This is a genomic window from Pseudomonas sp. FBCC-B1667, assembly GCF_059133255.1.
Map to the genome: position 1 here is coordinate 4,395,278 of NZ_CP101437.1, position 20,850 is coordinate 4,416,127.

The window sequence follows — 20,850 nt, forward strand, 5'->3', positions numbered from 1 at the left end:
ATAGCGATGGGTCAGTCAACAGCAATGCTGGATGTACCGACCTCATCGCGAGCAGGCTCACTCCTACAAGGGGTTCAGCGATCTATTCAGCCCTGCCCAAACACCTGCGAAGGCCGGCGCAGCAGCGGATCAAACGGATTGATCCGCGGCCCGATCATCGCCGCTTCGCGCTTGAGCATTTCCACCACCGTCGGCAATCGATCCGGGCCCAGCCGATCAGTCACCGTCGCCACACTCAACGCCGCCACCGCTCGCCCCTCCCGATCCAGAATCGGCACCGCCACCCCGGCCATGCCTTGCAGCACACCGGTGTTGCGCCCCGCATAACCCAGCGCGCGCACGTTCTCGACCTCCGAGCGCAGGAACACTTCGTCGTACAAATGGAAATCCTTGAGTCGCGGCAAGTTGTAGTGAATCACCGTGTCACGCTCCTCTTCCGGCAGGAACGCCAGAATCGCCAGGCTGCCCTGCCCGACGCCCAGCGCCACCCGCCCACCAATATCGCCGGTGAACGTGCGGATCGGAAACGGCCCTTCACTGCGGTCCAGACAAATCGCGTCGAAACCGCTGCGAGCCAGTAAAAACAACGAATCCCCCAACGAAGCCGAGAGCCGCAGCAGCGACGGGCGCACCAGTTCGCGCAGGTTTCCGCTATTGCCCGCGCGTGCCGCCAAGGCAAAAAAATCCAGGCTCAGGCGATAGCGTTTGCTGCGCACATCCTGCTCGACCATGCCCTCGTCCATCAGGCTGCGCAATAAACGGTGCGTGGTCGGTTGCGACAAGCCAATGCGCTGCGCCAGTTGCGTCACGCGCTCCCCGCCCTCGACCGTGTCGCCGAGGGTGCGCAACACCGCAAACAATCGGGAGACCGCACCGACACCGACCTCATTTTTGGTTTCATTCCGCTCAGTGGAATCAGGCATGTGGTTTCTCGAGAATTAATTTACTCACTGAATGAAATCGAAAATAGTCGTCGCTTCAGTGAAATAGGCCATTGAGCCCATCCTAGTCTTCGTCCTAATCTGCGTCCACAGGGGCGATTCGAACAACAGCGGCAGCCGACTCCAGTCGAGCGCCAACGCACCCAGCAAGACCTTTTCGTATCTGCCCATACAAAAAAGCGCGCCTTCGGGTGACGCATAACAATCTCAGGTGGAGCGCAGTCATGGCTTTTGTGCAACTTGAAGGACTCGGCAAACGTTACGGCGAAATCGACGCCGTCGTGGCCACCCACCTCTCGGTCGAGAAAGGCGAGTTCGTCTCGCTGCTCGGCCCCTCCGGATGCGGCAAAACCACCACCCTGCAAATGATCGCCGGCTTCGTCGAAGTCACCAGCGGTCGCATCCTGCTCGACGGCCGCGACATCACCCACGCCAAACCCGCCAGCCGTGGCCTGGGCGTGGTGTTCCAGAGTTACGCGCTGTTTGCGCACATGACCGTCAAGGACAACGTCGCCTTCGGCCTGCGGATGCGCAAAGTGCCCGCCACCGAGTTGCAGCAACGCGTGGCCCGGGTGCTGAAACTGGTGCGCCTGGATCAACAGGCCGAGCGTTATCCACGAGAGCTTTCCGGTGGTCAGCGCCAGCGTGTGGCACTGGCCCGGGCCTTGGTGATCGAGCCGCCGGTGTTGCTGCTCGACGAGCCGCTGTCCAACCTCGACGCCAACCTGCGCGAAGAAATGCAGTTCGAAATTCGCCGCATCCAGCGCGAAGTCGGGATTACCACGTTGATGGTCACCCATGACCAATCCGAAGCGCTGTCCATCAGCGACCGCGTGGTGGTCATGCAGGCCGGACGCATCACGCAAATCGATGCGCCGTACACCCTCTACGAACACCCACGCACCGAGTTCATTTCCGGCTTCGTCGGCAAAGCCAACCTGCTGCCGGGCGAGCGTGACAGCGCCGGCGTGGTGCAGGTGCGCAGTGGCGGCGACCTGACCTTGAGCCTGCGCCCGGAAAAAATCGATTTACGCGAACAAGACCAAGGGCGTCTGCAAGGCAAGATCGCCAGCCGCTTCTTCCTCGGCAGCCAATGGCTCTACGGCGTCGCCACGGCCCTGGGCGACATCAGCGTGGTGCGCCGCAACGACGGCTCGACGCCGCTGAACGAAGGCACGGCGGTCGGCCTTGATTGGGATGCAAAACTGCTGCGGGTGCTGACGGTTGACGAGTTGTCGGCATGAGTACGTTGGCCGCCGTTCGCCAGGGGCGTCAGGGTTATTTGTTGTCGGCACCGGCCCTCGCGTTGTACATCAGCCTGCTGGCCATCCCGCTGTTGCTGACGCTGGTGTTGTCGTTCAACGTCTTCGACTACAGCTCGGGGATCAAGGGTGACGCCTACACCCTCAGTCACTACAGCAGCCTGCTGGGCGACCCGTACTTCTACGAAATCTTTCTGCGCACGATGTGGATCAGTGCCCTGACCACCCTGCTGTGCGTGCTGATCGGCGTGCCCGAGGCCTACATCCTCAGCCGCATGGGTGCCCCGTGGCGTTCGATCTTCCTGATTTTGATCCTCACGCCGCTGTTGATTTCGGTGGTGGTGCGGGCCTTTGGCTGGAGCCTGTTGCTCGGCGCCGACGGCCTGATCAATCAAACCCTGCAAGCCTTCGGCGGTTCGCCGATGAAGCTGTTGTACACGCCGTTTGCGGTGGTGATTGCACTGGTCCACGTGATGCTGCCGTTCATGATCATTCCGGTCTGGACCTCGCTGCAGAAACTCGACCCGGCCGCCGAACAAGCCGCGATGTCCCTCGGCGCCAGTCATTTCACGGTGATGCGCCAGGTGATTCTGCCGCAGATCATGCCGGGCGTTCTTTCCGGCACCTTGATCGTCTTCGGTCTGGCCGCCAGCTCGTTTGCCATCCCCGGCCTGCTGGGCGGGCGTCGCCTGAAAATGGTCGCCACGCTGATCTACGACCAGTACCTGTCGGAGCTGAACTGGCCGATGGGCGCGGCGATTGCCGTGGCGCTGTTGGTGCTCAACCTGCTGATCATGCTGTCGTGGAACCGCATGATCGAAGGCCGCTACAAGAAGTCATTGGGATAATTCGTCATGTCCAGAAACGGTCCTTTCGCCCTGCTGTTTCATGCCTTGGTAGTGGTGTTCATGCTCGCGCCGCTGGTGGTGGTCTGCCTCGTCGCATTTACCCCGGAAAACACCCTGAGCCTGCCGACTACCGAGTTTTCCCTGCGCTGGTTCCGCGCGGTGTTCGAGCGCGCGGACTTCGTCGATGCGTTTTACAACAGTCTGATCCTGGCGTTCTGCGCCGCCAGCCTGGCGACGCTGATTGCGGTGCCGGCGGCGTTGGCAATCACCCGCTTCGAGTTTCCGGGACGGGACTTTTTCAACGGCCTGTTCCTGTCGCCGATCATCATTCCGCACCTGGTGTTGGGTGTTGCCTTGCTGCGTCTGTTTGCGCTGATGGGGGTCAACGGCAGCTTTGCCTGGCTGATTTTCGCCCATGTGTTGGTGATCACGCCGTACGTGCTGCGTTTGGTGCTGGCCTCGGCCATCGGTCTGGATCGCAGCGCCGAACATGCGGCGCAATCCCTCGGTGCCGGGCGCTTCACACTGTTCCGGGAAATCACCTTGCCGATGATTCTGCCGGGGGTGGCGGGGGGCTGGTTACTGGCGTTTATCAACAGTTTTGACGAGGTCACGCTGTCGATTTTTGTCACCTCGCCGGCCACGCAAACCTTGCCGGTGCGCATGTACGTGTACGCCACCGAATCCATCGACCCAATGATGGCGGCGGTGTCGGCCCTGGTGATTGCGTTGACCGCGCTGACGATGATTCTGCTTGATCGGGTGTACGGCCTTGATCGGGTGCTGGTGGGTAAACAATGAGGGCGCCATGGCTTTGCTGAAACGACTGGCCGAGGGCGACCGCCCGACCGTGAACTTTACCCTCGACGGCCAACCGGCCACCGCCCTGCTCGGCGACACCGTGCTGACGGCGGTGCTGACCTGCAGCGACCATTTGCGTGGCAGCGACTTCAGCGCCGAACCCCGCGCCGGCTTCTGCCTGATGGGCGCGTGCCAGGACTGCTGGGTCCGCCTGGGCGATGGCCGACGCGTCCGCGCGTGCTCGACGCTGCTTGAAACCGACCACCAAATCACCCGCGAAACAGGGCGCTCGCTATGAACACGTTGCCAATCTGCCGCCACCGAATCCCCTTTAGGAGTGAGCCTGCTCACGAAGGCGGAGTGTCAGTAACCCCCTGTGTTGAAAGTACCGCCGCCTTCGCGAGCAGGCTCGCTCCCACGGGGGTTTTGCGGCGGTCGGCTAATGGGTGGCGGGTATGAAGCCTGTGGTTATCATCGGCGCCGGCCCCGCCGGGATTCGGGCGGCGCAGACGCTAGTAGCGCATGGCGTTCGCCCGGTGTTGCTGGATGAAGCCGCGCGCGGTGGCGGGCAGATTTATCGGCGTCAGCCGACCAACTTCAAGCGCTCGGCGGTCACGTTGTATGGCTTCGAAGCGCGCAAGGCCAAGGCGCTGCATCAGACCCTCGATACCCTGCGCGAACAGCTCGACTATCGGCCCGACACCCTCGTGTGGAACGCCGAATCGGATGGGCTCGACACGCTGCATGAAGGTCGTGCCGCACGGATCGACTTTTCCCGCGTGATTGTCGCCACGGGCGCCACCGACCGCATCCTGCCCGTGCAAGGCTGGACATTGCCGGGCGTCTACAGCCTCGGCGCCGCGCAAATCGCCCTGAAGTATCAGGGCTGCGCGATCGGCGAACGCGTGGTGTTCGCCGGCAGCGGCCCATTGCTGTACCTGGTCGCGTATCAATATGCCAAGGCCGGTACGAAGGTGGTCGCGGTGCTCGACAGTTCGCCGTTCATCGCCCAGGTCCGCGCCCTGCCCGGCTTGCTCGCGCAACCCGCGACGCTGGCCAAAGGCATTTATTACCGCAGCTGGCTGACTGCTCACGGCGTCCCGGTGCATCAGGGCGCCACCTTGCAACGCATCGATGGTGAACACCGCGTTCGGTCGCTGAACTGGTCCGACTCAAAGGGCGAACATGAACTGGCGTGCGACGCCGTCGCGTTCGCCCATGGCCTGCGCAGCGAAACCCAACTCGCCGATTTGCTCGGCTGCGAATTTGCCTGGAACCCGCTCAACCGTGCGTGGCTGCCGCAACGTGACAGCGCCGGACGCAGCAGTGTCGCCGAGGTGTACCTGGCCGGTGACGGCGCCGGGATAATGGGTGCCGATGCCGCGGAAATGGCCGGTGAACGGGCAGCCTTGGCGGTACTCGAAGACAGCGGCTACCTGATTGCGCCGCAGCGCGGCGTCCGACTGGAGCAATCGCTCACCCGGATAAATACCTTTCGCCAAGGACTGGAACAGGCCTTCATCTTCCCCGAACACTGGGCAGCCAACACCGCGGACGAGGTGATGATCTGCCGCTGCGAAGAAGTGCGCGCTGGTGACATCCGGCAGGTCGTGCGCGAAGGGCACTGGGAAATCAACCGGGTCAAAGCCCATTGCCGCGCGGGCATGGGCCGCTGCCAAGGGCGCATGTGCGGCGCGGCCACCGCAGAAATCATTGCCGGCGAGAGCCAGCGCGCCGTGTCGCAAATCGGTCGGCTGCGCGCGCAGGCGCCGGTCAAGCCGTTGCCGTTTGGCCTGGAGATCGAGTCGTGAACGAAGTCGACGCCATCATCATCGGCGGCGGCATTGTCGGTGCCTCGGCCGCGCTGTTTCTCAGCAAAGCCGGACGTCGCGTGGCATTGCTGGAGCGGGATTTTTGCGGTTCGCATTCCAGCGGCGTGAACTATGGCGGTGTACGGCGTCAGGGTCGGCCGCTGTCGCAATTGCCCTTGTCGCAACGGGCACACGAAATCTGGGGCCAACTGCCCCAATTGCTTGGCATTGACGGTGAATATCAACGCAGCGGTCATTTGAAACTCGCCCGCAGCCTCGACGACTTGCGCGCGTTGCAGGATTACGCCGCCAGCAGCCAGGGGTTCGGCCTCGATTTGCAGCTACTGGATCGCGCTGAATTACGCGCACGTTTCCCTTGGGTCGGCGATGTCGCCGCCGGCGCGTCATATTGCCCCGACGATGGCCACGCCAATCCGCGACTGGTCTCCCCCGCCTTCGCCCAAGCGGCCCGTCGCCACGGCGCACAGGTTCATGAGCAATGTGCCGTCTGCGCCGTTGCGCATGACGGCCAGCGCTTTCGGGTCAGCACCCGAAACGGTCTTGAGTTGCACGCGCCTTGGCTGCTGAACTGCGCCGGCGCCTGGGCCGGCAGTCTCGCCGAACAGTTCGGCGAAGCGGTGCCTATGCACGCCGGGCACCCGGCGATGCTGGTCACCGAGCCGTTGCCACTGGTGATGAACGCCAGCACCGGCGTCGAAGGCGGCGGCATTTATGCCCGGCAGGTCGCTCGCGGCAATTGCGTGCTAGGCGGCGGCCAGGGTTTTGCCCTCGACGCGGCCCGCGCACGCCCCGGCCAGCAGGCGGTGATCGAAATCCTGCGCCAGGCCGTCGAGCTCTATCCATTTCTTGAAGGCGCCCAGGCGATTCGCACCTGGAGCGGCACCGAAGGTTATCTGCCCGACCGTCAACCGGTGATCGGGCACAGCAGCACGCAACCCGGTCTGTTGCACGCGTTCGGCTTTGCCGGCGCGGGTTTTCAGATCGGACCCGCGGTGGGCATGGCGCTCACCGAAATCATCTGCAACGGCGCCCCGTCGACGTCGCTGGATGCGTTTTCCATCACCCGGTTTCACTCCATTTCCGTAGCTTGATAGAGGAAGGTCGCGCCAATGAATCAGTTCAAACGCACTGCACTGCTCGGATTTTCATGCCTGAGCGCCCTGCTCACGGTGACCCAGGCTCACGCCGAGCCGACGCTTTACCTGGGCATGAACGGCGGGACCATGGAGCGGCTGTACGCCGACAAGGTGTTGCCGGTGTTCGAAAAAGCCAACAACGTCAAAGTGGTCATCGTGCCGGGCACCTCCGCCGACATCCTGGCCAAGGTCCAGGCCAGCAAAGGCAACCCGCAGTTGCACGTGATGTTCCTCGACGACGGCATCATGTACCGCGCCATCGCCATGGGCCTGTGCGACAAGCTTGAGGACAGCCCGACCCTGGCGCAAATTCCGGCCAAGGGCCGAATCAAAGACCAGGCCGTGGCAGTCAGCCTCGGCGTCACCGGGCTGGCGTACAACACCCGGTTGTTCAAGGAAAAAGGCTGGAGTGCGCCGACGTCGTGGATGGACATGGCCGACCCGCGCTTCAAGGACAAACTGGTGTTCCAGTCGATGGCCTCGTCGACCTTCGGCCTGCACGGTTTCCTGATGTTCAACCGCCTTCAGGGCGGCAGCGAAACCGACGTCGAACCGGGCTTCAAGGCCTGGCCTAACACCATCGGGCGCAACGTGCTGGAATACATTCCGAGCTCGGCGAAAATTTCCGAAATGCTTCAGACCGACGAAGCCGCGCTGTTCCCGCTGACCCCGACTCAAGTCACCGCGCTGAAGCTCAAAGGCATGCCGGTCGAGTACGCGCAACCGAAGGAAGGCGCCGTGGTGCTCAACGTTGCCGAGTGCGCCATCGCCAACAACACCCAGCCGGAACTGGCACAAAAACTTGTCGCGTTCTTGCTGACGCCTGAAGCGCAAGCCGCCGCACTCGAGGACGGCGACCAGATCCCGTCGAACCCGAACACCCCGACCACTGACAAGACGCGCGGCCAGGTCGAGGCGATGAAGCAGTACCTGGAAACAGCAATTGCCATCGATTGGGACCAGGTCAACGAACAACGCCCGGCGTGGAACGCACGGTGGAATCGCAGCATCGAGCGCTAGATAACCGCCCCCGCACCCAGCTCGGCAGCCACACGATTGATGTAGCAGCTGTCGAGTTCCGCGAGGCTGCTGCTACAGGGTCTACCCGATTCGTCCGTCGACATGACTGGATGGGCAATTACCCATCTGGTTACACTACGCCGCCGCTGCTCGGGGAGCGGCTGACGACTACGGGGTGACATGACAATGGCCGCTCGACCGCCCAATCGCTCACGACTGACACCACGCTTGCCTTCCTTGCGCAGCCTTTTCGGCAAGGCGCTTGCCACGCCTGCCAGCGGCACGGCAGCCGGTAAAACCGTCCACGATTACTTCCGCCAGAAAGCCCACGCCCAAGGCTATACCCTCAGTCACAGCCAGCAGCGAGTGATCGACTGCATGGCGCAACACGCCACCGCGCTGCTCGGCGCCTCGGCAAAAACGCTCCCTGGCCTTTATTTGCATGGCGCGGTCGGACGCGGAAAGAGCTGGTTGCTCGACGGCTTTTTCCAGGCGATTGCGGTCGAGGAAAAGCAGCGACTGCACTTCCACGAATTCTTTGCCCGCTTGCATCAGGGCATGTTCGCCCACCGCGATCAGCCCGATGCGCTGGCCTTCACCCTCGATGAACTGCTGAGCGATTGCCGGGTGCTGTGTTTCGACGAGTTTCACGTCCATGACATCGGTGACGCGATGCTCATCTCACGGCTGTTCAAGGCGCTGTTCCGTCGCGGCATTCTGCTGCTGGTGACGTCCAATTATCCGCCGGAAGCTTTGCTGCCCAATCCGCTCTACCACGCACGTTTCAAGCCGGTCATCGACCTGATCCATGCGCGCATGCAAGTGATGGAAGTCGGCGGCCCGCATGACTACCGCAGTCAAGTCAGAACCCATGCGCAGCAGGTGTTTGCGCTCGGCCGGTATGTCTGGCCGGGCAGCGTGGCGCAACGTCAGGCGTTGAACCTGCCCGAGCGCGTTACACCGCCGTTGCAACTGGCGGTCGGCCCCCGCCACCTTCAAGCGCGGCACTGCGGAGAACGCACCGTCGGGTTCACCTTTGGCGATCTGTGCGAACACCCCACGGCCGTCATGGATTACCTGGAGTTGTGCCGGCGTTTCGATCACTGGATCATCGACGAACTGCCCAACCTCGCCGACTGTTCGATCGCCGCACAGCAGCGGTTTATCAACCTGATCGACGTTCTATACGATCAGGACAAACACCTGACGCTGCTCGGCCAGCAATCGTTGCGCGAAAGCCTGGGCGGCGATGCCATCGACCTGGCGCGTACGCGCAGCCGCTTGGGCCAGTTGCTGGAAGTGCGCGCACCGGCCTGACAAGCGCGCCTCCTTTACCGCTATCATGTCGCCCATTTCCAGGCCACCGCGCCTTCCCCTGATCAATAGCGAACCCGCCCATGGATACCCTCGCCCAACTGCGCGCCGGCCAATTGACTGGCATCACCCGCCTGGACCTGGCCTGCGGCCTGACAGAATTCCCGCGGGAAATTTTCGACCTGGCAGACTCGCTGGAAGTGCTCAACCTCAGCGGCAACGCCTTGCGCAGCCTGCCAGATGATCTGCATCGCCTGACCCGGTTACGCGTGCTGTTCTGCTCGGACAACCTGTTCACCGAACTGCCCGCGAGCCTGGGCCAGTGCGCTGCGCTGACGATGATCGGCTTCCGGTCCAATGCCATCGAATCGGTCCCCGCCGCCGCGCTGCCACCGTTGCTGCGCTGGTTGATCCTGACTGACAACCGCATCAACGAACTGCCCACCGAACTGGGCGACCGCCCAAACCTGCAAAAACTCATGCTCGCCGGCAACCGCTTGCAGCGCCTGCCCCGCAGCCTGAGCCAGTGCCATCGACTGGAGCTGATTCGCATCGCCGCGAATCAGTTCAGTGAACTTCCGGAATGGCTGCTGGCGCTGCCTAGTCTTACCTGGCTGGCGTATGCCGGTAATCCGCTGGAAACCGAAGCGGATGCCGCGGCCCTGGAAGCCACACCGCAGATTCCCTGGGACCAATTGCGTCTGGAGCAACAAGTGGGCGAAGGCGCTTCGGGGGTGATTCATCGGGCCACTTGGACGCAACCGGAACAACCGGCCACGCAGGTCGCGGTCAAGCTCTACAAGGGCGAAATGACCAGCGATGGTTCGCCCCTGCACGAAATGAACGCGTGCATTACCGCCGGCCTTCACCCGAACCTGATCCGCGTCGAAGGCCGAATCGTCGATCATCCCGAGCAGCAAGCCGGGCTAGTGATGCAACTGATCGATCCGAGTTATCGCAACTTGGCCGCGCTGCCGAGCCTGGCCTCATGCACCCGCGACATCTACGCTGATGACACCCGTTTCAGTGCGGGCGTGGCAATGCGCATCGCCTATGGCGTCGCCTCGGTGGCCAGGCATTTACATCAACACGGCATCACCCACGGCGACCTCTATGGCCACAACATCCTGTGGAACGAGGACGGTGATTGCCTGCTGGGGGATTTTGGCGCGGCGTCTTTCCACGCGACCTGCGACAGCCCTGAAAGCCGGGCGCTGCAACGCATTGAGGTGCGGGCGTTTGGGGTGTTGCTGGGGGAATTGCTGGAGCGCATCGACTCGGGGTTGAGCGATGTGGCGCGTGAGGAGCTGGAGGTGTTGCAGGAGCGCTGCTGTCACCCAGAGGTGCTGAAGCGGCCGGGGTTTGGCGAGATTCTGAGGGAGCTGCAAGATCGGTGACCGCTGCGCGGTCATTCGCGGGCAAGCCCGCTCCCACAGTTGACCGAGTACTTCAGACAGACCTCAGTTAAATGTGGGAGCGGGCTTGCCCGCGAAGACGGCCTGTCAGACAACAAAGCCGACCCTGCTGGAATGCTTAACCCGCCAGACCGACAAACATATCCTGCACATCATCATGGTTGTCGAGGCCTTCCAGGAACGCTTCAACTTCAGCCATCTGCTCATCGCTCAAACCGCTGACCGGGTTCTTCGGCTGGTAGCCCAGTTTCGCCGCTAACACTGTGAAACCTTGCTCCGGCAGTGCTTTCTGCACCGCATCCAGGTCCGCAGGTTCGGTCAGGAACAGGGTCGTGCCCTCTTCTTCACCAGGCTCAAAATCCTGGGCACCGGCTTCAATCGCCGCCATTTCCGGGTCGGCGTCCGGGCTGTCCGGGGACGCCTCGATCATGCCGACATGGTTGAAGTCCCACGCCACTGAGCCAGAAGCGCCCAGCTGGCCCTTACGGAACGCCACGCGGATTTCCGCCACGGTGCGGTTGATATTGTCGGTCACGCATTCAACGATCAGCGGCACCTGATGCGGGGCGAAGCCTTCGTAAGTCACGCGATGGTATTGCACGGTTTCACCCAACAGGCCCGCGCCTTTTTTGATCGCGCGATCCAGGGTTTCCTTGGGCATCGAGGCTTTCTTGGCCTGTTCAACCACAAGTCGCAGGTGTGCGTTGGTGGCGGTATCGGCGCCGTTACGCGCAGCAATGGTGATTTCTTTCACCAGTTTGCCGAAGATCTTGCCCTTGGCGTTGGATGCCGCTTCTTTGTGTTTAACCTTCCACTGTGCGCCCATTACTCACTCTCTTGATCTGTGGCGCCGAGACATCTATTGGCCGACGCGTTGCGCAAGTTTATACGGCCTAAAGTTGGCAATCGACCAAAAAATACGAGCGAGCCCACCGGCTTCACGGATCGACATTTTCGCCAGCACTCGTAGGGCGATTCTGAAACAGCGATTTGCGGTGACCATTGAGAGGCGCGGTTTCGTACCCTTTGCGTCCGGAATCCAAGGCAGAAGCGCACTCGATGCACAACGACAAGGAAAGTCTCTACACCCTGACCCTCCTCGACAGCGGTTTACGTCTGCAGGTGTTGCAATTCAGTGGCACCGAAGCCCTGAACCGGCCTTTCCGGTTCGACATTGAAGTGATTGGCCTGGCACCGTCGATGAACCTCGACCCGTTGCTGCAACAACCGGCCCTGCTGACGATGGGCGATCGCATCGCCGTTCACGGCATTCTTCACAGCGCCAGCCGTGAACACCGCGGCCCGCATTGCATTGGTTATCACCTGGTGCTGGTGCCTTACCTGCAATCCCTCGACCACCCACCTTGCCGCCGGGTTTTTCACCACCTCAGCGTGCCGGCGATTCTGCGTCAATTGTTCCAGGAACATGCGCTGCCCGAGAACAGCTATCGCCTGGAACTGGCCCCCTTGCATTACCCGCCCCGGCCGTTTTGCATTCAATACGATGAGTCCGACCTGACACTGATGCAGCGACTCTGCGAAGAAGAAGGCATCCACTATCACTTCGAACAGCGGTGCGACGGGCATGTGCTGGTGCTGGCAGATGACAGTCAGGCATTCCCCCAGGAGCCGCTGGTGCTGCCTTTTCAAGAAGATGCGCTCAGCGAGACTTCGATACCGGTGATCAGCGAGCTGTCCCAACGTCACAGCGCGCGCGCCCTGCCCACCCGCCGCGTTGCCAATAATCGCGGACCTCAGACAGAGGGTGACGGCGCCGCCAACCCAATCTTCGCCAAGACATCCCCCTTCACCGGTCGCCCTGCCGCCGAACAGGCGCACCGCGAGAGGCTCAGTCGTCGATCACTGGAGCGTCTGCGCTGCCACCATCGACAGATTGAAGGGCAAAGCAATCACGCCGTCTTGCGCAGTGGCAGCATCGTGCAAGTGACGGAACATCCTCTGTCGGGCTTCAACGATCAGTGGTTGGTCACCGATGTGCAACACGGCGGGCAACAGCCTTCAATTCTCGCCGACCAACGTCCACGCCATTACAGCAATCAATTCACCGCCATTCCCTGGTCAACGGAATTCAGGCCCGCGCTCACGCAACCCCGGCCAAGTATTCCGGGCTATCAGAGGGCGTTAGTGCTGGGCGTCGCCGGACAACCGGCAGCGCTGGATGAGCAACATCGAATCCACGTGCGGCTGTGGCCCGCACTGCAAGAGGACGCGGATGAATCTGCCGGCCTGTGGCTTCCCGTTGCCTTCTCCACACCGCAAGCCGGTATTGATCCCTCCAGCCTGCCGCTGGCCGGCACCGAAGTGCTCATCAGTTTTCTCGACAGCGACCCGGAACGCCCGGTGTTGTGCGCCACCGTTTTCAATCCACCCAGCCCCCGCGCCTATCAACCCCGCAGCGATGGGCGATTGCTGCTCGATTGGCTGATCAATCGCTAGCCTTTGTCCGCCTTGCCGGCCGCCGCGGCAAACTTGGCCAGCCGTATGTCCAGGTGCCGTGGCCGGCGCCCGTGATCTTCGGCACGCTCCTTGCGGCGGATGGCATTGCGCACCATCAGGGAGCCGAGGTAACGAATCGGCTCCGGTGGAAAGAAACCCAAGGGACCGCTCACCAGCGGCGAACGGGTCCAGGCGTTGTCCAGCCCCAGCACCATCGAGGCCAGAATCTGCCCGCCCATGTGGCATGGACCAACGCCGCTACCGGAGTAACCGAACCCGTAGAACACATTCCCGCTGGCGCTCATTTGGCCAAAAAACGGCAAACCGGTGACCGAGCGATCTGACGGACCGTTCCAGGTCGCCTCGACCTTGGCGTCGGCAAATGCAGGAAAAAATTCGTTCAGGCTGTCTTTCAACAAGCCGGCGTACGGCGACGGCTGATCGAACACCGGCAACATCCGCCCGCCGTAGGCAAAGGTGTTGCCGCCCTTGCCGAGCATGATCCGGCCGTCCGGGGTGTTGTGGTAGTAGTGCACGAAAATCCGTGAATCGAGCACGGTGACGCCGCTGGTCAGGCCGATCTGGTTGAGCAGGTCGGGGCGCGGTTCGGTGATCAACATGTCGCTGGAGACAATCGCCACGCTGCGCTCGAACTGCGGGAATGCCCGGGCCATCCAGGCGTTCATCGCCAGCACCACGCGGTCTGCGCGAACAGTGCCGTTGCGGGTTTGAATGCCCGCTGGCTTGCCCTCCTCCAGCCCGGTCATGGCAGTGTTTTCGTGAATCCTCACCCCCAACTGCAATGCCACGTGCCGCAAGCCACGCACCAGCTTCCCGGGTTGCACACTGGCGGCCGCCGGCGAAAACCAGCCTTCCAGATGCTTGCGGGAACCGGCCATGCGTTGCACGTCAGCGACCGGCCGCTGGGTGAACGAGTTGATGCCGTTGCGCTCCAGCGCGGCAATCACCGCATCGGTCGAGCCGCACTGGGCGCGATTGGTCGCGGTGTAGAGCGTGCCATCGAGGCGGTAGTCAGCCTCCACACCGTACTGTTGGCAGAAGGTGCCAATCGCATAGATGCTGCGCTCGGATTCCTTGACCAGACGCACCGCTTCTTCGACGCCGAACAGGCGCTCGAGGGTGAAATACTTGGCCGACCACGACAACGCGCACCCGCCGTTGCGGCCACTGGCGCCGGCACCGCAGATGTCGGCCTCGATCAACACCACGTCGAGCTCGGGGTTCTGCTCCTTGAGCATGATCGCGGTCCACAAACCGGTGTAGCCGCCACCGACGATACACACGTCTGCACGGGTGTCGCCGTCCAGTGCCGGGCAGGTTTCGGACGTATCAGCCTTCAAGGCCTGGTCCAGCCAAAAGGGTCTCATGGGGAAATCTCCATTCAGATGCCCACACGCAAGCCCGCCGCCAGTGCAGCAGGCTGTGAAGGACAGGATTCAGGTACGCAGGGGTTTAATGTCCATCGCCCGATTGGGCACGAATGGGTAGTTGACACGCAGGCCAGCCGGGCGGCTGTTCCAGTGGGGAATCAATACCAGGGCCGAGAACAAGGCGCAGCCAGCGAAGACGATGAACACAGTGACCGAGTCAAAGTAACCGGGCAGCAACCCGCCCAGAATCGCCCCCACCGAACCACACCCGTTGACGAAACCCGCCGCCGTCGCGCCCGCCTTGGCGGTGCCGAAATCAATTGCTGCCGCGCCGCTGATCATCGAGTCTGGCCCGTACAGGGTCAGGCCCATGACAAACAACAGCACGACCACCAGCAAGACGCTACCGGTGTGCAGCGCGCCCATGAACAAGGCCAGGGTCACGGTCAGCGCCAGCAGACTGAGGACGCACGCTGGCATACGTCGGGCACCGAACACTTTGTCTGAGGCCAGCCCCAGCAGGATCGGCCCGAGCAACCCGGCCAGTTCAAACGCGGTCGGGATGATCGCTGCGCCGACCTTGCCCACTGTGGGCATTTGCTCGAAGACAATCACCGGCCCCCAGAGCAGAATCGCGTAACGCGCCGGTTTCAACAGAAAGTACGCCAGGCCCAACACCAGCACTGTGCGGTTGCGCAGGATCTCCTTCAAGGGTTCCAGAATGCTGATCTTGCTGTGGGCATTAACCTCTTCAACCGTCAACTCGGGTTCGATGTCCACCGCCGGCAGGCCGACGTCTTGCGGTGTGTTGCGTTGAAAAATAAAAAACAGCACGGCGACCAGCCCAACCACCGCCGCACTGGAAATGAACGCCGCATGCCAGGTGCCGATCAGCGTATACGCCCACCAGCCCGCAAACGGCGATGCCACCAGCCCACCAAAGGCATAGCAGGAACTCCATAACCCCAGCACCCTGCCGCGCTGCTGCGCAGGGAAAAAACTGCCGAGGTTTTTGCACAGCCCGGACCAGCCAGTGGACTGCGCCAACCCTTGAATCAACATGCAGGTCGCGAAGATCGGCAGTGTCGCGTAAGTGCCCATTACCAGGGCTGCCGCCGCCGAAATCAGTAACCCGCCGAGCACCACGACCCGCGGGCCAAATCGGTCGGCGAGCATGCCCCAGGTGAACTGCCCGAGGGCGTACGCCGCCAGGTAGATCGCGTCGAGGTTGGCCATGGCCATTTTGTCGAGCATGAAGGTGGGGTCTTCGGCGATCCCCAGTTTTGCCACGGAAAACGCTTTGCGGGTGAAGTAGAAAGCGGCGTAGGCGAGCCAGGTGATCGCGAAGATCTGCACGCGCCAGCGCTTGATGGTGCCGATGGGATTGTTCATTGTGGTTCTGACCTCAGGGTGTGAGTGTGCCGGCAGAATTGGAAGAAAACGCCTGTGTTTTTATTGTTGAGCACTGCGGTATCGCCGATTTCATGTCGCGATACCGGTCAGATGAGTCCTGCTGTTGCACGCACAGGCTCATGGCCACCGCGGCTGTCGACTGACCAGTCACCGGGGCTGAGGTGGATAAAAACAATTACTGATTAATAAGTGAAATCGATTTATCGTATTTCCAAAATAAGCTCAGGTTGTTACTGGAGGTTTCGATGTCGGTTTCCCACGCCCAGCTCAAAGCCTTCCACGCCGTGGCCGTCCACGGAAGCTTTACCAAAGCCGCCGAGCGACTATTCCTCACGCAACCGGCGATTTCCGACCAAGTGCGCAAACTTGAAGAGCGTTTCGGTGTGTTGTTGTTCCACCGCAACAAACGCTCGGTGCGCCTGACGGATCTGGGCGAGCGCCTGCTCGCCATCACGCAGCGGCTGTTCGTGATCGAGGCCGAAGCGCAGGAGCTGTTGCAGGACTCCCAGGCCTTGCAGACCGGCAGCTTGATCCTCGCGGTGGATGCACCGGTGCACGTGTTGCCGCAGATCGCGCGGTTCTGCGAACGCTATCCAGGCATCAGCGTGAAGATTGAAACCGGCAACACTGATGAGTCACTCTTTCGCCTGTTTAACTATCAGGCCGACCTGGCGTTGTTGGGGCGAGATGTCAGTGATGAGCGGCTGATCTCGGTGCCCCTGCGCAATGACCCAATGGTGGCGTTTGTTTCACGCCATCATCCGTGGGCGGATCGCGAATCGATTTGCCTCGCGGACCTGGATGACACCCCGTTGGTGCTGCGGGAAATCGGTTCGGTGACACGCCAGACACTGGAAGAGGAAATGGCTCGGGCCGGGTTTCGCATCCGCCCGGCGATTCAGGTGGAAGGACGGGAAGCAGCGCGGGAAGCGGTGGTGGTCGGGATTGGGGTTGGGGTGGTGTCGGCCGCCGAGTTTGGTGCCGACTCAAGGGTTTGCGCGTTGCCGATTACTGATTGCAAACGGCGGCTGACGGAGACGCTGGTGTGCTTGCGCGAACAGAGTTCGCGGCGGGTGGTGGCGACGTTTCTGGAGATGGTTCGCGAGAGTCTGGTGTAGGCAGGACTGCCCCCTTCGCGAGCAAGCCCACTTCGTGGACACACATCTCGTAAACGACGCATAACCTGTGGGCGTGGCTTGCCCGCGATGGCCAAGCCTCGGTCTAACTGATTGGAGCCAAATCAAAAAACGCCTGTATCAAGCGCAAATCTTGCCGCCGCGCCATGCACCCGATCATGTGTCGGTTAACCAGTCCCTCGCCAATAATCGGCACCGCCGCCACCCGTGGGTCATGGCTGACTTCCACCGACGACACCACCCCCACCCCCAGCTCCGCCGCCACTGCCTCGGTAACCGCCTCGCGGCTGTCCAGCTCCAGCAGCACCCGTGGATTAACCTTGGCCTGATCGCACGCCTGATCGAACGTGCGCCGGGTAATCGAACTCGGCTCACGCAAGACCATGATCACCTGATCCAGTGCCTTGAGCTTGACGCTGCTCGCCTTTGCCCAAGGGTGACTTTGCGGCACCAACGCGCAAATCCGTGATTCGCTCAACGCCTGTAAGTGCAGGCCCTTGCGCGGTTCAACCTCGGTCAACACCGCCACGTCAGCGTGCTCGGACAACAACGCCGCCAGGGTTTCCTGGGCATTGCCCAGCCGCAGGTTCACGGTGATGCCGGGGTAGCGCGCGCGCAGACTGGCCAGCATTGGCATGACCATGTGCGGTCCGTCTGCCGCCACTTCCAGGCGCCCGGTCAGTAACTGCCGGTTCGCTTCGAGCATCACCTGCGCCTCTTCCGCCAGGCCGAACATGGCCCGGGTGATCGCAGCCAGTTTGGTTCCCTCCTCAGTCAGTTCCACCCGTCGCGCGGTGCGGCGCAACAAAGTGATTTGATAGTGCTCTTCCAGAGCCTTGATGTGCCCGGTCACCGCCGGCTGGCTGATGAACAACCGCGCGGCGGCGCGGGTGAAGCTGCCTTCGCGGGCCACGGCGTCAAAGGCCCGAAGCTGGAACAGATTCATGAATAACCCTCACTGATGGCTGGCATAACAACAAACAATTTGATTGATAGCACCGCAAATTGCAATTTATGTCCCGTAGCTTCATCCCATCGAATGCGAGGACACGAGAATGAGTACTGCCGAACCCATCCTGCTCACCCCCGGCCCACTGACCACGTCGGCCCGCACCCGTCAGGCGATGATGGTCGACTGGGGTTCATGGGATGACCGCTTCAATCAACTGACCGCCAGCCTCTGCGAACAACTGCTGGCGATCATCAACGGCGGCGCCAGCCACCACTGCGTACCCCTGCAAGGCAGCGGCACTTTCGCGGTCGAGGCAGCGATCGGCACGCTGGTGCCCCGCGACGGCAAAGTGTTGGTGCTGATCAACGGCGCCTACGGCAAACGCCTGGCGAAGATCTGCGAAGTACTCGACCGCTCCTTCAGCACCTTCGAAACCGCCGAAGACGAACCGACCACTGCCGCCGACGTCGACCGCCTGCTGCATGCCGACACCAGCATCACCCACGTCGCACTGATTCACTGCGAAACCAGCACCGGTATCCTCAACCCGCTGCCGGAAATCGCCAACGTCATCGCGCAACACGGCAAGCGCTTGATCATCGACGCCATGAGTTCTTTCGGCGCGCTGCCGGTGGACGCACAACAGGTGCCGTTCGACGCCTTGATCGCCGCGTCGGGCAAATGCCTGGAAGGCGTACCGGGCATGGGCTTTGTCTTTGCTCGCAAAGAATCGTTGGCCAACGCTGCGGGCAACTCGCACTCGCTGGCGATGGACCTGTTCGACCAGCACACCTACATGGCCAAGACCGGTCAATGGCGTTTCACCCCGCCGACCCACGTGGTCGCGGCGCTGCACGAAGCCTTGCTGCAATACAACGAAGAAGGTGGCCTGCCGGCGCGGCATCAGCGCTATGCCGACAACTGCAAAGTGTTGCTGGAAGACATGGCCCGGCTCGGTCTGCGCAGCTTCCTGCCCGCCGCGATTCAGGCGCCGATCATCGTCACGTTCCACGCGCCGAAAGACCCGCGTTACCAGTTCAAGGAATTCTACGAACGGGTAAAGGCCAAGGGTTTCATCCTCTATCCCGGCAAATTGACCCAGGTTGAAACCTTCCGCGTCGGCTGCATCGGCCACGTCAACCAGGCCGAGATGCACGCGGCCGTGGCGGCGATTGCCGACGTCCTGCGCGAGATGGAAGTCCTCGAAATCTGACTCACACCGAAATCCCCCTGTCGGGGCGAGCCTGCTCGCGAAAGCGTACTGACATTCAACATACATGTCGGCTGCTCCACCGCCTTCGCGAGCACGCTCCCACAGGTAAGTCGAACTCCCGAATAGCCAGTTGCCACAGGATCTGATCACTATGAACTACAACAACCCAACCAAACTGCAAGCCGCCATCCTCGACTGGGCCGGCACCGTCGTTGACTTTGGCTCCTTCGCGCCCACCCAGATTTTTGTCGAAGCCTTCGCCGAATTCGACGTGCAGGTCTCCATCGAAGAAGCCCGCGGACCGATGGGCATGGGCAAGTGGGACCACATCCGCACCCTGTGCGATCAGCCGCAAGTCGCTGAGCGTTATCGTGCCGTGTTCGGCCGCGCACCGACCGATGAGGATGTCACCGCCATCTACAAACGCTTCATGCCGCTGCAAATCGAAAAAATCGCCGAACACTCGGCCCTGATTCCAGGCGCGCTGGACACCATCGCCAACCTGCGTCAGCAAGGGATCAAGATCGGCTCGTGCTCCGGCTACCCGAAACAGGTCATGGACAAAGTGGTCGAGCTGGCCGCCACCAACGGTTACGTCGCTGACCACGTAGTCGCCACAGACGAAGTCCCCAACGGTCGCCCATGGCCGGCTCAGGCCTTGGCCAACGTGATTGCGCTGGGTATCGATGATGTCGCGGCCTGCGTGAAGATCGACGATACCGTGCCGGGCATTCTTGAAGGTCGTCGCGCCGGCATGTGGACCGTGGCGCTGATCTGCTCGGGTAACGCGCTGGGCCTGGACTACGAAGGCTATCGCGCCCTCGACAGCGATAAGCTCGACAGCGAACGCAAGCGCATCCACGCGATGTTCGAAAGCTCGCGTCCGCACTACATGATCGACACCATCACCGATCTGCCGGAAGTGATTGCGGACATCAACAAGCGCCTGGCAAAAGGCGAAATGCCGCAAAGCAGTTGATCGAGGTTTTCTGCGATAAAAAAGCGTCAGTTCCATTACGGAACTGACGCTTTTTTGATGTCAATCACCTGAACCAGAGCGTTATGCGGCACAATCACTCAAGGCAAATCCGCCAAAGCGGATTACAGTTAAGCAACACCGTCGGTCAAGAACGGTGGCTTCAGACCAGACCTGTGAGGAACACCGTATGCCCTGGAAGAATTCCGAATCGCGCTACAGCACCGTATCGATCACGCTGCATTGGTTGATGCTGGTCTTGCTGGCGCTGGTTTACGCCTGTATCGAGTTTCGCGGGATCTTTCCCAAAGGCAGTGGCGGTCGCGCGCTGATCGTTGAGTCGCACTTCATGCTGGGCCTGACCGTGTTCGTGCTGGTCTGGCTGCGCTTGTTCGCCCGCAGCCTGGGCCCCGCACCGCAGATTTTCCCCGCCTCACCCAAATGGCAAACCATGCTGGCGAAGTTGATGCATTGGGCGTTGTACATTTTCATGATCGCGATGCCGATTCTCGGGTGGCTGGTCACGAGCGCCAAGGGTAATCAAGTGATGTTCTACGGCTTTGACCTGCCGATGCTGGTTTCGGAAGACAAGGCGCTGGCCAAGCAGATCCAGGGCTGGCATGAACTGGGCGGCACCCTCGGCTACTGGCTGATCGGCCTGCACGCACTCGCCGGGATCTATCACCATTACGTGGTGCGGGATAACACCTTGCTGCGGATGATGCCAAAGCGCGGTTGAACAC

General features: G+C 61.6%; 19 protein-coding genes. 14 read left to right on the top strand and 5 right to left on the bottom strand.

What is annotated here, in order from left to right:
* Positions 1–86: 86 nt before the first annotated feature.
* Positions 87–923, bottom strand: a complete 837-nt coding sequence (locus NL116_RS20300; protein WP_494373749.1) for an IclR family transcriptional regulator — start codon at positions 921–923, stop codon at positions 87–89.
* A gap of 242 nt (positions 924–1,165) precedes the next feature.
* On the opposite strand from NL116_RS20300, the gene NL116_RS20305 reads away from it, so the two are divergent.
* From NL116_RS20305 to NL116_RS20345, 9 genes are all read left to right on the top strand, one after another.
* The gene (locus tag NL116_RS20305; protein ID WP_494373750.1) at positions 1,166–2,185 is read left to right on the top strand and encodes an ABC transporter ATP-binding protein; all 1,020 of its coding nucleotides are present in this window, start codon (positions 1,166–1,168) and stop codon (positions 2,183–2,185) included.
* A complete protein-coding gene (locus NL116_RS20310; RefSeq protein ID WP_494373751.1) occupies positions 2,182–3,051 on the top strand; it encodes an ABC transporter permease in 870 nt (289 codons plus the stop codon). Before NL116_RS20305 ends, NL116_RS20310 begins: the two co-directional genes overlap by 4 nt.
* A 6-nt stretch (positions 3,052–3,057) precedes the next feature.
* Positions 3,058–3,852 carry an ABC transporter permease gene (locus NL116_RS20315; protein ID WP_494373752.1) on the top strand — a complete coding sequence of 265 codons (795 nt, stop codon included), beginning with the start codon at positions 3,058–3,060 and terminating at the stop codon, positions 3,850–3,852.
* Positions 3,853–3,859: 7 nt separating this feature from the next.
* Entirely contained in the window at positions 3,860–4,150 is a 291-nt protein-coding gene (locus tag NL116_RS20320; RefSeq protein ID WP_494373753.1) for a (2Fe-2S)-binding protein, read from the top strand.
* A 157-nt stretch (positions 4,151–4,307) separates the two neighbouring features.
* Positions 4,308–5,663: an FAD/NAD(P)-dependent oxidoreductase gene (locus tag NL116_RS20325; protein WP_494373754.1), complete on the top strand. Its 1,356-nt coding sequence runs from the start codon at positions 4,308–4,310 to the stop codon at positions 5,661–5,663.
* Positions 5,660–6,775, top strand: coding sequence for an NAD(P)/FAD-dependent oxidoreductase (locus tag NL116_RS20330; RefSeq protein WP_494373755.1), 1,116 nt, complete (start codon positions 5,660–5,662; stop codon positions 6,773–6,775). The genes NL116_RS20325 and NL116_RS20330 overlap by 4 nt, the downstream gene beginning before the upstream one ends.
* An 18-nt stretch (positions 6,776–6,793) precedes the next feature.
* A complete protein-coding gene (locus tag NL116_RS20335; RefSeq protein WP_494373756.1) occupies positions 6,794–7,840 on the top strand; it encodes an ABC transporter substrate-binding protein in 1,047 nt (348 codons plus the stop codon).
* A 186-nt stretch (positions 7,841–8,026) separates the two neighbouring features.
* Positions 8,027–9,157 (top strand): cell division protein ZapE, encoded by a 1,131-nt coding sequence (gene zapE / locus NL116_RS20340; protein ID WP_494373757.1) that lies wholly within the window; start codon positions 8,027–8,029, stop codon positions 9,155–9,157.
* Between the two features lie 80 nt (positions 9,158–9,237).
* On the top strand, positions 9,238–10,551 hold the full coding sequence (locus NL116_RS20345; protein WP_494373758.1) for a leucine-rich repeat-containing protein kinase family protein: 1,314 nt from the start codon (positions 9,238–9,240) through the stop codon (positions 10,549–10,551).
* A gap of 136 nt (positions 10,552–10,687) precedes the next feature.
* Here NL116_RS20345 and NL116_RS20350 read toward each other — a convergent pair whose 3' ends face one another.
* Complete coding sequence (locus tag NL116_RS20350) at positions 10,688–11,395, bottom strand: YebC/PmpR family DNA-binding transcriptional regulator (protein WP_123432313.1); 708 nt, start codon at positions 11,393–11,395, stop codon at positions 10,688–10,690.
* 233 nt (positions 11,396–11,628) lie between these two features.
* Here NL116_RS20350 and NL116_RS20355 point away from each other — a divergent pair, with 233 nt between their 5' ends.
* Positions 11,629–13,026 (top strand): type VI secretion system Vgr family protein, encoded by a 1,398-nt coding sequence (locus NL116_RS20355; RefSeq protein ID WP_494373759.1) that lies wholly within the window; start codon positions 11,629–11,631, stop codon positions 13,024–13,026.
* Here the strand turns inward: NL116_RS20355 and NL116_RS20360 are convergent.
* Both NL116_RS20360 and NL116_RS20365 read right to left on the bottom strand, forming a co-directional pair.
* Entirely contained in the window at positions 13,023–14,414 is a 1,392-nt protein-coding gene (locus NL116_RS20360; RefSeq protein ID WP_494373760.1) for an FAD-dependent oxidoreductase, read from the bottom strand. The genes NL116_RS20355 and NL116_RS20360 overlap by 4 nt on opposite strands.
* 69 nt (positions 14,415–14,483) lie before the next feature.
* Positions 14,484–15,809, bottom strand: a complete 1,326-nt coding sequence (locus NL116_RS20365) for an MFS transporter (protein ID WP_494373761.1) — start codon at positions 15,807–15,809, stop codon at positions 14,484–14,486.
* Between the two features lie 266 nt (positions 15,810–16,075).
* Here NL116_RS20365 and NL116_RS20370 point away from each other — a divergent pair, with 266 nt between their 5' ends.
* Positions 16,076–16,948: a LysR family transcriptional regulator gene (locus NL116_RS20370; RefSeq protein ID WP_494373762.1), complete on the top strand. Its 873-nt coding sequence runs from the start codon at positions 16,076–16,078 to the stop codon at positions 16,946–16,948.
* Positions 16,949–17,051: 103 nt separating this feature from the next.
* On the opposite strand, the gene NL116_RS20375 is transcribed toward NL116_RS20370, so the two are convergent.
* Entirely contained in the window at positions 17,052–17,912 is an 861-nt protein-coding gene (locus NL116_RS20375) for a LysR substrate-binding domain-containing protein (RefSeq protein WP_494373763.1), read from the bottom strand.
* A 109-nt stretch (positions 17,913–18,021) separates the two neighbouring features.
* Between NL116_RS20375 and NL116_RS20380 the strand changes: the two genes are divergently transcribed.
* The 3 genes from NL116_RS20380 to NL116_RS20390 all read left to right on the top strand — a co-directional run bounded on the left by NL116_RS20380 (position 18,022) and on the right by NL116_RS20390 (position 20,846).
* A complete protein-coding gene (locus tag NL116_RS20380; protein ID WP_494373764.1) occupies positions 18,022–19,131 on the top strand; it encodes a 2-aminoethylphosphonate--pyruvate transaminase in 1,110 nt (369 codons plus the stop codon).
* Positions 19,132–19,282: 151 nt separating this feature from the next.
* Positions 19,283–20,110: a phosphonoacetaldehyde hydrolase gene (phnX, locus tag NL116_RS20385; protein WP_494373765.1), complete on the top strand. Its 828-nt coding sequence runs from the start codon at positions 19,283–19,285 to the stop codon at positions 20,108–20,110.
* Between the two features lie 187 nt (positions 20,111–20,297).
* On the top strand, positions 20,298–20,846 hold the full coding sequence (locus NL116_RS20390; RefSeq protein WP_494373766.1) for a cytochrome b: 549 nt from the start codon (positions 20,298–20,300) through the stop codon (positions 20,844–20,846).
* The last annotated feature ends 4 nt before the right edge of the window (positions 20,847–20,850 follow it).